Here is a 13640-nt window from a genome sequence, read left to right on the forward strand (position 1 = left end):
AATATGCTAATTTTATCTGGATAACCGGGGAAAATTTCTCTTATTATGTTTATAAAATCGGTTTTTATGAGTAATTTTAACCTCATAAATCACATTTTAAGGGTAAATTTTCTCATATGAAGAAGCTTGATCGCACAGACGTCGCCATTCTGAATTCGATGCAGACGAACTCACGGATCACCAATGCCGAGCTTGCCCGTTCGGTCAATCTGTCCCCAACCCCTTGCTTCAACCGTGTAAAAGCCATGGAGGAGTTGGGCATCATCAGGGGACAAGTGACCTTGTTGGAACCGGCAGTGCTAGGTCTCCATGTGAACGTATTTATTCAGGTGAGTTTGGAAAAGCAGGTGGAAGGTGCGCTCAGCAACTTTGAACAAGCCATTGATCAGCGGCCAGAAGTGATGGAGTGTTATCTGATGACAGGCGATGCAGACTACCTGCTGCGGGTACTGGTGCCAGATATCCGTGCGTTGGAACGCTTCATTCTGGACCATTTGACCAAGATCCCGGGCGTAGCCAACATCCGCTCAAGCTTTGCCCTCAAGCAGGTGCGCTATAAAACGGCCCTGCCGCTACCGGCAGAAGGCATCAGCATAGTCTCGACGAAATAGCCGTTTGACGTTTGATCTGCAAACTTCAACCGGCTCAAGGCGTAGGGGTACTGCATACTGCGTCCAACCTTCAATAAGCTGCGCGGAAGTTGGAACCTCCGCGCATCGAAGGATTATTTTTTCTTGGCTGTGCTAGGGTTTGGTTTGGCTTTCTTTGGTTTGGCAACGACTTCTGCTGTAACGGTTGACTCTTTAACTGCAGGAGCCGACGTCTTGGCTCTCGCTTTTACCGCTACGGGGGCCTTGTCAGCATTGCTTTTTGCTTTGGCCGCAATCACTGCGGGTTTGCTCGGCGTGGTGACCGCCTTCACCTCCGCGGCTGGGGATTCAATACCCTTGTCCTTAGCCACAACGCCAGCGGGTTCGGCAGCCAATGCCTTATACTTTTCCACCAGGTTTTGATACGTATTTAACGCCTTGATGCCATTAAAGGAGTTATCAATTTTCCCCGCGCGAATCAACTCGATAACCACCTGCTGGGCAGCTAGCTCTGGGTGTTTCGCCGGATTAATAATCTCAATTTCAAATTCCATCGTTATCTCCTGACTCAATAGCCGAGCTTGGCAGCATACCATTTACCGCCGACAACGAAATCACGCTGAATCCATTCAATTTATAAAAAACGGGCACTCATCGGTTGGCCAGCCAAAAAATGCCCATTACGTGAGTGATGGGCACCGTTGTAGCAGCACACAGGAATGCTTATCCGGTATGTACCCCAAACAATTTTGGCAGGAACAGGGAGATGGCCGGAATGTAGGTGATCACCATCAGCACCAGGAACAGCACCGCATAGAATGGCAGCATCGCCTTCACTACCTGCTCGATTTTCTGCTTGCTCACCGCACTGGCCACAAACAGCACCGATCCCACCGGCGGCGTGATTAGGCCAATCCCCAGGTTAACCAGCATGATCATGCCAAAGTGTACCGGGTCGATACCCAAGGAATTGGTGACAGGCAACAGGACCGGTGTGAGGATCAGGATTAACGGCGCCATGTCCATCAGAGTGCCAATCAACAGCAACATGATGTTGATGCACATCAGGATCACATATTTGTTGTCCGAAATGGAGGTGAACATCTCGGTAATACGCGCAGGCAACTGCATGTAGGTCATGATGCCGCCGAACGCCGCCGCAAAACCGATCAGGATCATCACGATGGTGACGGTTTTTACCGTGCGGTACATCAGTTTCGGCAGTTCCGACCATTTATAGTCGCGATAAATAAACATGGTGACGAAGAACGACCACAGGCAGGCGATTGCCGCTGATTCAGTGGCGGTAAAGATGCCGGAGAGGATCCCCCCCATGATAATGACGACGGTCATTAATCCCCACAGCGTATCAACGAAAATTTTCACCGCCTGGCGGAAAGGAATTTTTTCGCCTTTCGGGTAACCCCGTTTATGGGCAAAGCAAACGCACATCACCATCAGGCTAAAGCTGAGTAGTAACCCAGGCAAAATCCCGGCGATGAACAGCGCTGCAATCGAGACCGTTCCCCCTGTCGCCAGTGAATAAATTACCGAGTTGTGGCTAGGTGGGGTCAAAATGGCTTGCACCGAACCACTGGCCGTTACCGCTGCGGCAAAATCGCGTGGATAGCCTTTCTTGTCCATTTCCGGGATCATCACGGAACCGATGGAGGCGGTATCCGCAACGGAGGAACCAGAAATCGCCCCAAAGAACGTTGACGCCACAATATTGACCAGCGAAAGGCCACCACGAATAAACCCGACAAAGATATAGGCGAAGTTAACCAACCGCCGGGCTATCCCCCCTTCGGCCATGATCGCCCCCGCCAGGATAAAGAAAGGGATGGCGAGCAAGGAGAACTTGTTTACGCCATTGGTTAACTGGATCATCACCGCTTCAAGCGGGATATCGATCCACAAAGCCCCCACGATAGCGCTGATACCTACGGCATAAGCAACGGGCACGCCAATAGCCAACATTACGGCTAACGAAGCAACTAATATGAAAGCATCCATGTAATGGCTCCTGGATAGAATGCTGTATTAACTCTCTGCTGACCCCAACATCACAACCGGGCGCTGTTGTTGAGAACCAAAAAGTATCCGTTCAACAATAAAGAGTATCGTTACCGCCGATCCGATGGGCAGTGGCAAGTAGGTTTCCCCAGCAGTAAGCAGAGGGAATTCCGCCACGGGCTGTTCCCACAACTCCCGGCACAATGCATAGCTGTAAACCAGAATAAACACGCTAATCGCCAACATCATCAGGTCGGTCAACAAGGCACTGGCTTTTTGTAAATGAGGTGGGAGGCGGTCTGTTACCATGGAGACGGCAATATGGGAGCCAGCACGGTAACTCACCGCAGCCCCAATAAAGGTAAAGGTCACCATACACATAATTGCGACCGGTTCAGGCCAGGATAACGCGCTATTCAATATATAACGCGCAAAGATGCCAACAGGAATTACCGATACCATGAGTAACAGAGCTATCCCTGAAACCCACATAGAAATGCGATAAATAACATCCATGAGTAACGAATAGTATCGTCCCATAATAATATTACCTATATGAAGAGGTCGCCTGCCTGAACGCCGTGTTATCAACCGCCCTGGGCGAGGAGCGTGCTGTTCCCCTCGCCCTCTCGCCGAGATTAGCCTTTGATGCGGCGCTCTAAAGAAAGTTACTGTACGTCTGCAATACGTTGAAGCAGGTCTTCGTGGCCCTTACCGAATTCATCACGCACGGATTGAGTCGCTTTGTAGTAAAAATCGTTATCGATATCATGGAATTGCACCCCACCCGCCTTCATTACGTCCAGGGATTTCTGGTTATACTCCTTCCACAGTTCGCGCTGCTCAACCTGGGCTTCTTTGGCTAGCTGGATCAGCAAAGTCTGATCTTCTTTGCTTAACTTATCCCACTTGGTTTTCGAGAACAGGAACACTTCAGGAATAATCGAGTGGCGACTGTAGGTATAATTTTTCGCTACCGGCAAATAGTTATGGGCAACAAAAGTAGGCGGGTTATTCTCAGTGCCGTCAACTACGCCGGTCTGCATACCGCTGAAGACTTCACTAACCCCCATCACCACCGCGTTGGCCCCCATTGCTTTCAGCGTGGCCAAGGCGACCGGGCTTGGCTGAACACGGATCTTCATGCCTTGCAGATCTTCCGGTTTAATCACCGGGCTTTTGGTGATGAGGTTACGCGTGCCGCTATCCATCCACCCCAGGAAGACCATCCGCGATTTTGGGCTGTTCGACAGACGGTCGCCGATATCCTGGCCTACCGCACCATCTAGGACTTTATGCATATGATCCTCATCACGGAATATGTAGGGCAGCGTGAACATATTGACGTCAGGTAGTATTGCCCCAACCGGCGTCATTGAGACACGGATAATATCAATGGCCCCGATCTGCGCCTGTTCGATGATCTGTTTTTCATCACCCAACACCCCACCAGGGAAGGTTTTGATCTCCAGACGGCCATTGGTGGCGGCTTTTAATTTTTCCCCCATGTGCTGAATAGCTACAACGTTGGGATAGCCTTCCGGGTGCACATCGGCAGCCTTAAACGTTTGGGCCAAGGCCGAATGGTGACTCAACAGCGTGGCAGATGTCAGGCAAATGCCGAGTAGAATTTTGGATAATTTCATCGGTATATCTCCTGGGGCAAAAAATTCTAATTGATTGTTGTTATGACTGGATAACGTGGCGGTTGACGTTGTTAAGCTGCTTCCCTGCCGCGAGCACTTTGGAAAAATCAGCAATGAAATACATCGTTACAATAGAAGCACCGTAACTTATCACACAGGTTTTTAAGTTGAGCCCAATCACAAAAATGCACAAATATGAAATAACGTTCTTATTTTTAAGAACCATTATTTTATAAAGATAAAATCAGTCCTTGGTAAGCTTACACGCCAGATAAATGTGATTGATTTAAAGAATATAAGATGCAATAGAAATATCATTACATTATTAATTGAACTCCATTGCACATTGAAAAATAAAATAAAAATAGCATTGACTAAAATGACAACCACAAACGACTTGAAGACAGACAAATTAATCAGATACCCCTCAACAGCAATATTATTAATTTAATTTAAAATCATACGGTTATGATGAACCTCATCAAAAAGCCTGGCTTCGGTGGCAAGTTGGTTTATGTAAATGAATGTGCTCATTACTTTTGTGTTTTGTGATCGAGCAGGAGGTGTCATAGAGGTTGTCAGCTTTGGTCTGACCAAAATAACCAGAGGGGGAAGGTATTAGCTTAGTTTATTGTCGAATCGCGTTAATGGCTGTGGGCTGCTAGATTTAGCACAGCGCTATCTTTCTCGACGGCAATAGCTCGGCTCACTTTTGGAGGAACTCAAATGTCAAAAAATGCTGCTCTTATGGTGATGCTCTCTCTACTTGGCATCACCCCTACCCACGCCATCAACACCAAATTTGCCCAGCAGCTTGAGCGTTCCGGTTGCACCCAAGTGACCGAGGCCCAAGGCTGTGTTATTCACAAGACCAAGGCCGAAAATGCTAAAGCCGGTTTTGGAGCCGCTCCCACTACAGACAACAGTGCCAGCCCATATGCCGGTGAGTGGGTTGCCACCTTCCCAGAGACGGGTGCCACGGTAGCGACAATCAGTATCGATGGTAAGGATCGTGTATTACTCAACGGCCAGCAGGTCAAAGCAAGAAAATCTGATGGCGCGCTGGTGTTCAGAAATGGTCACGTCACTTATACCATTCAAGGAGATCGTCGCCTCAAGGGGGAAGATGTCTGGGTGGATAATGATGCAGGCACCAAAGGAGTGATTAACGCCAAATAGAGGGTGTTGGTTGTGTGCCCCTGCGCATTCACCACATATTCAGTTAACCTATCAGCTTACGGTATGTCTGGGTTGCTGATGGCTTTGCTTGCACATTACGCAGCAGCCTCGCAAAGCTCTCTGTGATGGGTAATCAAAAACCGCCCGGAGGCGGCCAAAATGAATATAATTAGGTAAATATCCCTTTCCATGTCATGACATTTTCTTCCACGTCGAATCCGGAACCTCAAAAGGAAACATCTTGAACGTTGCAGTAGCCGTCGCGATAATATCCCCAGCCTCGTTAAATAATTCACCAGATGTAAATATAATCGAACTCTTTGCATGAGCAATGCGTCCTCTACCATAAATTTTCCCTGGGTAAGCTGCATTTACAAAGTTAGTCTTGGACTCAATGGTTATAGCAACTTTCCCTTGAGGCATTGTGATATAGATGGCTGGCCCCATTGAATCATCCAGCATTGCCGAGAGCACCCCTCCTTGAATACATCCTATAGGGTTTGCTAGTGAATCGCTTGCTTCAAATTCAACATGTACCTCTTTCTCTTCACTATTGTATTTAATGAATTTCCAACCAAGCGTTTTTGCAACAGGAGACATTTCAGCAAAGCCATTAACAACATTCATGAAAAGTGGTTCACTAGACATAAGTTCCTCTGCATCAGATAAGACAGGAACTATTAATGTAGTAGAAATCCTATACAGTTCAAATTGAGAACAACTTTTATAAATTCAACCTAGTTGCAAAACGCTGTGCCCTTCAGATTCCGAATAGGCGATCAGCGAAGTCTACTTTCGTGGGGTAATTCTACACGCCAAATATTCAGCGTGCCTATCTTTCCGGCGCAGATTTGTAGTGAGGCCTGAAGCGCCAGTGTGTAGCTGAGCGCGTCGCTCCAGGTGTTGCCTTGCAGCGTTGGTTGTTCGCATGGGGTGAAGACCGATTCAGGGGGCAATAAACATCGCCTGGTCTACAGCTATGAGGTAAAACCGGGGCCAAGCAGATCAAGGCATGGTCAGATAGGCTACGTGATGCCTTGGCATCGGCTGATGCGGTACCGCTCAAGAACGGCATTGCAAGCATCTACGTGCTACACCAGGCGAACGGAAACCGGTATACGCGCAATGGGTTTAACTCCAAATGGCGCAACGCAAGATTGGCAACGATCGAGGCTCAGCGAGAATTGGATTACTCGTTTACGTTCCATGACCTCAAAGCAAAAGGCATCTCAGATCTGGAAGGTGCACTGATAGATAAGCAAACAATTTCCGGACACAAAAACGCGAGCCAAACGGCAATTTACGACAGAAAGGTGAAAGTAGTACTAGTAGAGGGTAATCAATAAAAGTGAATAGATATGCTGCTTTCGGTATTTATCTTCCGAAAGCATCTTCCGAACATCTTCCGAAACGTGATTTTGGACACAAAAAAACCGCCTCTCGGCGGTACGACATTACTACATATTGCTTTGATTATTCTTAGTTTATTTTCCTGGTACCGGGGCGGGACTTGAAACTCACACTCATTATATTGTAATTTAAGGAGTATTTATCAGGTCCGCGCACTATGTATCCTCATTTCTATACTCAAGTCAAATAGCTTCTCACATAAGCCACTCAACTCGTAATTCAACAGTGATTATTGAAGTGCTGTGGCTACTTGTTACTAATACGAACGAGGTGAACACAGCAGAACTCAATGGTTGCTATCTTAGCCCCAATCAACGACTTGGCGCTAGTACTTCACGGTTACCTTACAGCTAGCAGTAACGGCTCGCAATCGGGATCCCTCAAGCTCGGAATCAACGTGATTTTCCGCTCAGATTAAGTGGCAACCAAAATCTTCCCGGGGCGGTTCAAAAATGTTACGGCTTGCCGTTCCGACAGACTGCCAGGAATGAATTTCCTCCGGCATAGCCGGAGGTTTTTCATATGCGCCTGTAAGGCTCTGTTACCAGCCGCGCCCTAACAGGTGCATAGCAATCTGACATTTGCATCCAAATTCGTTACTTACCGCCCGTAAACGGGCTACCTGGATACGGAATTGATAACTGTTCCCCCAGTTTATCCTGCTCCAGTTGGTGCTTTATGTATTCCTGGATCTTCGATGTACTTTTACCCACCGTATCAACATAATACCCTCTGCACCAAAACTCCCTGTTCCCGTACTTGAATTTCAGATCACCAAATTGTTCATACAGCATCAGGCTACTTTTGCCCTTCAGAAAGCCGTATGCAAGAAGGCCTAGGGTGGTTATGAGCGAGAAGCGACCTAACTCTGCGTAAGAAATTTGGCAACTTTATAAAAATTTATGCGTATAAACAATACCCTACGATATGCAGGGAATTGTAATGAACTGATTAAGCGACTGATGGAATCGGTTGAAGAAGGTGGTGGCCGCTTGTCGGTGATCCTGGCGGGCACCCAAAGTTACGTAATGACCTGCGTTGTCCTACCATGGAAAAAATCGGCTACCGAACTGATATCCTCTCCCTGGAAGGGGTAACTGGCAGCCAGCGTGAATATATTCACGGGTTGCTGGAAACCTGCCGCGAAGAGTGTCCAGAGGCGTTTATGGCTGAGCTATTACCATTTTTGAATAAATAGGCAGATTTGCAGAGCTCCGATGCAATGAGTTGTGCCGTGTCAACAACACCGACAGGCCCACCGTTTATTGGTGAGCCGATCATGGTCTTCCAGTGGTTAGACTAACAGCGACACTAGGCTCTTTACTGCTGTTTCCGCCTGCCGGATTGAGCCAGCCAGCCGATGATCCGCAAATTCATCGTACTCAATAGCCGCCTCATGCACATCGGTTACGCCGATATAGGCGAAAGCGGTGCGAATTGAGGCCTCCACATGGTTTTGAGTTCCGATGCGACCGCCCGGTTGATACCCGTAATCCCCCCGCGAAGAGAGGATCACCAGACGTTTGCCAGAATCCGACAGCAGGGGCCAATAAGGTTCACCCTCTCGGCTACGGTCAAACCCGAAGGTTCGCCCCACTCGAACGATATTGTCAATGTATGCCTTGAACTGTGCGGGTGGCCCGAAGTTATACATCGGTACGCCAGCAACGATGAGGTCTGCCTGGAGTATCTCATCGACCAAAGCATCACTGACTCGAAGCACATCCTGCATCCAGGCTTCACGCCTGTTTTCAGGTGTAAAGGCTGCATGTATCCATTGCCCCGTAACATGCGGTGGTGGTTCCTGACCTACGTCACGGTAGATCACATTTGTCTCTGGACGCATGGCAGTCCAATGCTGTACGAAACGAGCCGTCAAGCGGCGAGTGTGCGATCCGTGGGAAATCTCATCAGAGCGTCCAAAACGTGCGCTGGCATCAATATGCAGTAATGTGGTCATATGAATCCTTACAGATGATTTTAATTCAAGTTGAGCAAGTTTCTACGTAATATGGATAACCAACAAACGATATAATCTCAGCTAATAGATGATATAAGGTCACGTGTTTATGGCTATGAAACTCCCTTCGCTGACTTCTCTTCGGGCTTTTGAGGCTGCCGCACGTTTGGGGAGTTTCAAGAAAGCTGCCGAAGAATTAGCCGTCACGGCCACGGCGATCAGCCACCGTATTCGTGTTTTGGAGGAGTATCTCGAACACCCTCTGTTCTTGCGCAAGGTACGAGCGGTTGAGTTGACCCGGGACGGGGAGGCGCTGTTCACTGCGGTACATAGCAGTTTTGAGACCATTGCTCTGGCCATTGAACGCATACGCAAGCCATATCGTTCATTGGTGACATTATCTACGACGCCTGCATTCGCCACTAAATGGCTGGTTCCTCGGCTGGCAGACTTTCATGAAACACATCCCGATATTGATCTGCATATTCATGCTTCCAACACGCCGATCGATCTCAATGCGGGCACAGTAGACTTGGCGATCCGGTACGGGAATGGCCAGTATGGAGGCGTAATTGCAACGCTGCTTCTGGAGGATAACTTCGCGCCTGTCGCCAGCAAGATGCTTCAAACGACGACAAACCAAGACGTGTCAAAATGGCCTTTGATCCATTTCGATTGGCATCGCCCATTGCCTGTAGACCTGACATGGGGAGAGTGGGCTCGCGTGATCGGGCGCAAGCCATCCGATCTGTCTGCAGGTAGTCGGTATTCTGAGGAAAGCCACGCTATTCAGGCGACGATCGCCGGTCAGGGGGTTGCACTCTTGAGCCTGCTCTTGATAGAGGAAGAGCTGCGTCTGGGAGTGCTACAAATTGTCGGCAAACCTACGCTCAAGGGGATGTCTTACCACCTTCTTAAGAGCAATCAGCGCCCAGCCTCTGAGGCTATTGCCATCGTTGAGAACTGGCTGTTGCGCGTCGCTCGCCAGGGTAAACCCGGAGTAACCCGCTTTACCTCTTAGCTTGACACCACACTGACTTATACCCGTTCCGGTAGTACGCTTGGGTAATGTTTGGCGATAATATCGTTCATCTTATCCACCAACGCCGGTTTCTTAAATGTTAGATGCGCAGAGCCTTTCATGAAGTATTTCATCGAAAAATACTCATCTTCATACACCTTCGCCATCTGCGGATTGGCACGAATATGCTCATAAAGCCGCGTGGTAATATCGCTACGGTTATCAGGCAGCGGTTTGCCATCCAGTAAATGCAGCATTCTTTCCAAATCAGCCAGTTGATCCCGTCGGTAACCGTGGTTCAGCGTAAACCCCCACTGGTTGTGGCTGACCAGATTGGACAAGATCACCTTTTTGCCAAAGCGGCACGGGCTGCTAGAAAATGTAAGCGGCGACCCTGTTGGACCAGTCGGGCTCCCAGACGTGGCGTAATAGCACATTGCAGACCCCAGATAGGAGTCATGGGCGGGGTATCAGGTTTGAGGTTTTTAATTGTGAGTTTTCCTTAAATAGCACAACGCCAGCGGTGAGGCTGGCGTGTCAGTAGATCATTGGGGTGAACCGAAGTATCAGGCGAGACGGCGATTTATAGGGTTTCGCAGCCCTAGCGCACTGCGGGCGCGTAGCATATCCCCACCACTCAGCGTCGGGTCCTGTGCCAGCAGGCTGAAACCGGGGCGGTCGATGCGTACCAGGTCGAATTTCTCCACCATCTCATTGATGGTTTCCCGTACCGTCATTCCGTACTCAATCTGTTGAACGATAGCGTGTGGGTTGTGATACGGCGTATCGTTGAGTTCTAATCCATAACAGTGGTTCAACAACCAGGTAAGCAGTTGCAGGTACTCGGCCAACGCCTGATTGGCGTTCGGTGTAGTGCGGGGTATTTTGTCGATGGCCTTCATTGAACGATTTACCTTAATAAAGCGGTGAGACCGGTAGCTTGCAGTGCTGAGTCAGCCAGCGGGCGACGGAACGCCACTGTTTCACTGGCACGTCAGATTCGATTGTCCAAGTATTCGGGCTGTGAGTATTCGCCAATAGCAATACAGCCATCACCAGCCATTGGTAGGGATAACCCCGTGTATCACAACGGATGGGAGCATGGGGTGTTTGACGCCGGTACAGTAAAAAAGGATCACCCGCCAGATGGGCTGCACGCTCGCCATTGAAGCTGATCACACCCAACCCAATCGCACTATCGTCGTAACGTAGCGGACGGTTACCGGTATGCTCACAAATAACCGGAGCGGTGACTAAGCCCAGACTGTCGGGATGCTCTCGCATCTTCAGGTAGGCGGTAGTGATGGCTTGGCATAGGGTGTTCCAGTCTTGCGGGAGAACGGTGTGATGCTGAAGAAAGTGAAATACGCCAGGCACGGGCGTTGTGCTTGTGTTCATTGGGCATTTTCCTGTGGAAATTACGGGGCAATACGAAAGCGGAACGTTGACCGTGGAGCCGTATTACCAGCCAAAGGTGACAAAGTCGGGCAACACATCACCCAGAGCATCAATATGCAGGTAAGTCAGTTGGTGGCGTTTCATCAGCGTGATGACCAGACGGCGGCAAGTCTTGGAGAGCCCCAGTCGTTTGAGTTGCAACACCGGATGGGTCCAGGCATCTAGGCGTATCAAATAGCCCGTACCCGAAAAGTGGATCCATTCACCATCGCTGAACTCATCCTGACAATGCGAGATCTGGTATAGCACCGCATTATCATCCTCACTGATATGGGCCGAACTGCATTGCAGACCACGAAGTATCATGGGGGTGGTGACTAACATGGCAACCACCCTCGTTCGGCCAGTGAGATCAGATCTCCGTCCCCCACAATCAGGTGATCCAGCACGCGCACATCAACCATGTCGAGCGCATTGATAAGCCTATCGGTGAGCGTACGATCGGCCTCACTGGGAGTGGGATCTCCCGACGGGTGATTATGGGCCAGTATCACCGCAGCAGCCTGGTGGTGTAATGCTCTGATCACGATTTCACGAGGATGGACGATGGTGGCATTGAACGTCCCGACCGAGACGGTTTCACTGGCCTTCAGCCTATGGCGATTGTCCAGGTACAGCACCATAAAGCATTCGCGACTTTGGGATTGAAGATGGAGTCGAAGCCAGGCCTTGACCGCCTCTGGTGAGCTAAAGGTATAGGGCCGGTGCTGCAACTGGGTTTCGAGTATTGCTAGCGCCTGGCTGATAACCTGTTGTTGATCGGCGGTGAAGTGCGGCGGGGATGTAAGCATCTGGGGGGATAGCATGATAAACCTCCGGAAGTTCAGTCGATTAGGGCGAAGATGGCACGGCTTTCAGGATGGTGCAGCGCGTATTCTCGTAACCGGTAGAAGTGATCGGTCATGGCCTCACTTTCAGCCCGGCAGGCGTGGTGACTGTAGGCCATCAGGCAGGCCGTAATACCTGCCGCCTCGCGACTCACCGTGGCTCCGTTACCATTGAGGGTGTTGAACAGTACGTAGTCCTGGTCGGTTGATGGAACGAGGTAAGCTCCGCCGTTGCTCAAGGTACGAAAATCCCAGAAGCCCCCTTGGTAGTCGGCACACAAGCGATCCAGCCAGCCGAAGACCTGCGGTTCAATCAACATCCAACGAGGGATGCTACCGAAGTGTCGATACCAGAAACCCTGACGCTCCTGGACCTCAGTAGCGGTGATTGTATTTATCTCTGCGTTTGTTGGTGTGTTCATCTAAATATCCTTATTTGGCATAGGCCAATAACAAAACAGACCCCACCGGGAAACCAGGGAGCCTGTGTCAGATGTGGGTTAGCAATGTGAATTAGGACGCGAGTCAGGCTATCGCCTGTTTGAGTTGCTCAGCCATGACCCACAGCGCCCTGTTGAGCTTGATATCACCATCAATACCGTTCACTGCGCGGGTTCTGGCTTGCTTGCCTTGCGCATTACGGCCATTCAGTCCTCCTTTGATGAGGTTCTCCTGCAGCCTTTGGAACGTGGTCCACAGGTCATCTTTTTTATCCTCCCAACGGCGGGGCATCAGGATTTGCGCTTCGCTGATGGGATGATGTTCTTCGCCATAACGGTAGGTCAATGCAGCGTGCGCCAGAGCGTGCTGGTGCTCCGGTGATAACGTTAATGCCTGCATCCCCTCACGCTGTTCTTCTATCCGGTCAAATACCCCCAGTATTTCGTAGGCCCCTTCAATCACCTGTCCCGCGATATCGCCTTTGTGTGGCACGCGAATTTCGCCAAAACTCTGGCCGCAAACCAGGCCATTACTGCAAATTTGGCGGAACCAGCCTGGGATCATCTGGTAGCTGCTGGAACCATCGTGGCTGTTGAGCAGGACGATCTCCTGCACCTCCTTCTGGAGGATTTGTCCCGAGCGGCGCAACCGCAGCATGTGCTTGGTATGCTCACGTTTGCCCGGATCGCGAACGCGGGTCTGACAGGCGAAAAACGGCTCAAAGCCTTCTTCACGCAGGCGATCCAGCAAGATGATGGTCGGGATATAGGTGTATTTTTCGCTGCGGGAAGCATGCTTATCATTACCCAACACGCTGGGTACGTACTGGGCAAGTTCATCAACGGTCAAGGGGCGATCGCGGCGAATGGAATTCACCCGACCAAAGCGGGAAGCTAATCTCATGTCTGACTCCTTTAATCAATGGCATAAAAGCAAACAGGCCACGCTTCCCGAAGGAAACATGGCCTGTCTGTACGGTGGTCTGGGTTATCTGCCTCGAAGGGCATGGGGGATTTACTTCTGCTCTGAGCCTACAGTCGGCTACGGTTTACCGTGGATAATCGAGTGTTTTGCCAACGCCTCTTTCCTTAT

Annotated in this window: 15 protein-coding genes and 4 pseudogenes; 4 read left to right on the plus strand and 15 right to left on the minus strand. The window is 49.9% G+C overall.

Annotation, left to right across the window (positions count from 1 at the left end):
- The first annotated feature begins 116 nt into the window (after positions 1-116).
- The gene (locus tag ACLQ7H_RS16405) at positions 117-611 is read left to right on the plus strand and encodes an Lrp/AsnC family transcriptional regulator (RefSeq protein ID WP_024485698.1); all 495 of its coding nucleotides are present in this window, start codon (positions 117-119) and stop codon (positions 609-611) included.
- A gap of 113 nt (positions 612-724) precedes the next feature.
- Here ACLQ7H_RS16405 and ACLQ7H_RS16410 read toward each other — a convergent pair whose 3' ends face one another.
- From ACLQ7H_RS16410 to ACLQ7H_RS16425, 4 genes are all read right to left on the minus strand, one after another.
- Positions 725-1144: a hypothetical protein gene (locus ACLQ7H_RS16410; protein ID WP_411753590.1), complete on the minus strand. Its 420-nt coding sequence runs from the start codon at positions 1142-1144 to the stop codon at positions 725-727.
- Positions 1145-1313: 169 nt separating this feature from the next.
- Positions 1314-2606, minus strand: coding sequence for a TRAP transporter large permease (locus ACLQ7H_RS16415; RefSeq protein ID WP_071680536.1), 1293 nt, complete (start codon positions 2604-2606; stop codon positions 1314-1316).
- Positions 2607-2633: 27 nt separating this feature from the next.
- Positions 2634-3146, minus strand: a complete 513-nt coding sequence (locus tag ACLQ7H_RS16420; RefSeq protein ID WP_411753591.1) for a TRAP transporter small permease — start codon at positions 3144-3146, stop codon at positions 2634-2636.
- Positions 3147-3274: 128 nt separating this feature from the next.
- On the minus strand, positions 3275-4252 hold the full coding sequence (locus ACLQ7H_RS16425; protein WP_411753592.1) for a TRAP transporter substrate-binding protein: 978 nt from the start codon (positions 4250-4252) through the stop codon (positions 3275-3277).
- A 726-nt stretch (positions 4253-4978) separates the two neighbouring features.
- On the opposite strand from ACLQ7H_RS16425, the gene ACLQ7H_RS16430 reads away from it, so the two are divergent.
- Positions 4979-5431: a hypothetical protein gene (locus ACLQ7H_RS16430; protein ID WP_411753593.1), complete on the plus strand. Its 453-nt coding sequence runs from the start codon at positions 4979-4981 to the stop codon at positions 5429-5431.
- 192 nt (positions 5432-5623) lie between these two features.
- Here the strand turns inward: ACLQ7H_RS16430 and ACLQ7H_RS16435 are convergent, their stop codons facing one another.
- On the minus strand, positions 5624-6079 hold the full coding sequence (locus tag ACLQ7H_RS16435) for a PaaI family thioesterase (protein WP_411753594.1): 456 nt from the start codon (positions 6077-6079) through the stop codon (positions 5624-5626).
- A 1358-nt stretch (positions 6080-7437) separates the two neighbouring features.
- Positions 7438-7662: pseudogene (locus ACLQ7H_RS16440) on the minus strand (transposase); the annotation flags it as partial.
- 129 nt (positions 7663-7791) lie between these two features.
- Between ACLQ7H_RS16440 and ACLQ7H_RS16445 the strand changes: the two are divergent.
- A pseudogene (locus ACLQ7H_RS16445) lies at positions 7792-7979 on the plus strand (AAA family ATPase); the annotation flags it as partial.
- Between the two features lie 156 nt (positions 7980-8135).
- Here the strand turns inward: ACLQ7H_RS16445 and ACLQ7H_RS16450 are convergent.
- Positions 8136-8801 carry an FMN-dependent NADH-azoreductase gene (locus tag ACLQ7H_RS16450; protein WP_411753595.1) on the minus strand — a complete coding sequence of 222 codons (666 nt, stop codon included), beginning with the start codon at positions 8799-8801 and terminating at the stop codon, positions 8136-8138.
- A 109-nt stretch (positions 8802-8910) separates the two neighbouring features.
- On the opposite strand from ACLQ7H_RS16450, the gene ACLQ7H_RS16455 reads away from it, so the two are divergent.
- The gene (locus tag ACLQ7H_RS16455) at positions 8911-9822 is read left to right on the plus strand and encodes a LysR substrate-binding domain-containing protein (protein ID WP_411753596.1); all 912 of its coding nucleotides are present in this window, start codon (positions 8911-8913) and stop codon (positions 9820-9822) included.
- A 17-nt stretch (positions 9823-9839) separates the two neighbouring features.
- Here the strand turns inward: ACLQ7H_RS16455 and ACLQ7H_RS16460 are convergent.
- From ACLQ7H_RS16460 to ACLQ7H_RS16495, 8 genes and pseudogenes are all read right to left on the minus strand, one after another.
- Positions 9840-10199, minus strand: a pseudogene (locus tag ACLQ7H_RS16460) (DUF4942 domain-containing protein); the annotation flags it as partial.
- Positions 10178-10282 (minus strand): annotated as a pseudogene (locus ACLQ7H_RS16465) (type IV toxin-antitoxin system YeeU family antitoxin); the annotation flags it as partial. The pseudogenes ACLQ7H_RS16465 and ACLQ7H_RS16460, both read right to left, overlap by 22 nt.
- Before the next feature lie 106 nt (positions 10283-10388).
- Entirely contained in the window at positions 10389-10724 is a 336-nt protein-coding gene (locus ACLQ7H_RS16470) for a TA system toxin CbtA family protein (protein ID WP_411753597.1), read from the minus strand.
- Positions 10725-10737: 13 nt separating this feature from the next.
- A complete protein-coding gene (locus tag ACLQ7H_RS16475; protein ID WP_411753598.1) occupies positions 10738-11220 on the minus strand; it encodes a hypothetical protein in 483 nt (160 codons plus the stop codon).
- Positions 11221-11283: 63 nt separating this feature from the next.
- Complete coding sequence (locus tag ACLQ7H_RS16480; protein WP_260513807.1) at positions 11284-11604, minus strand: DUF5983 family protein; 321 nt, start codon at positions 11602-11604, stop codon at positions 11284-11286.
- On the minus strand, positions 11598-12086 hold the full coding sequence (radC, locus tag ACLQ7H_RS16485; protein WP_261459062.1) for a RadC family protein: 489 nt from the start codon (positions 12084-12086) through the stop codon (positions 11598-11600). Before radC ends, ACLQ7H_RS16480 begins: the two co-directional genes overlap by 7 nt.
- Positions 12087-12103: 17 nt before the next feature.
- Entirely contained in the window at positions 12104-12529 is a 426-nt protein-coding gene (locus ACLQ7H_RS16490) for an antirestriction protein (protein ID WP_411753599.1), read from the minus strand.
- Between the two features lie 103 nt (positions 12530-12632).
- A complete protein-coding gene (locus ACLQ7H_RS16495) occupies positions 12633-13451 on the minus strand; it encodes a DUF932 domain-containing protein (RefSeq protein WP_411753600.1) in 819 nt (272 codons plus the stop codon).
- Positions 13452-13640 lie beyond the last annotated feature (189 nt).

This window comes from Serratia sp. (in: enterobacteria), from assembly GCF_046715635.1.
In the GTDB taxonomy this organism is placed as follows: Bacteria; Pseudomonadota; Gammaproteobacteria; order Enterobacterales; family Enterobacteriaceae; genus Chania.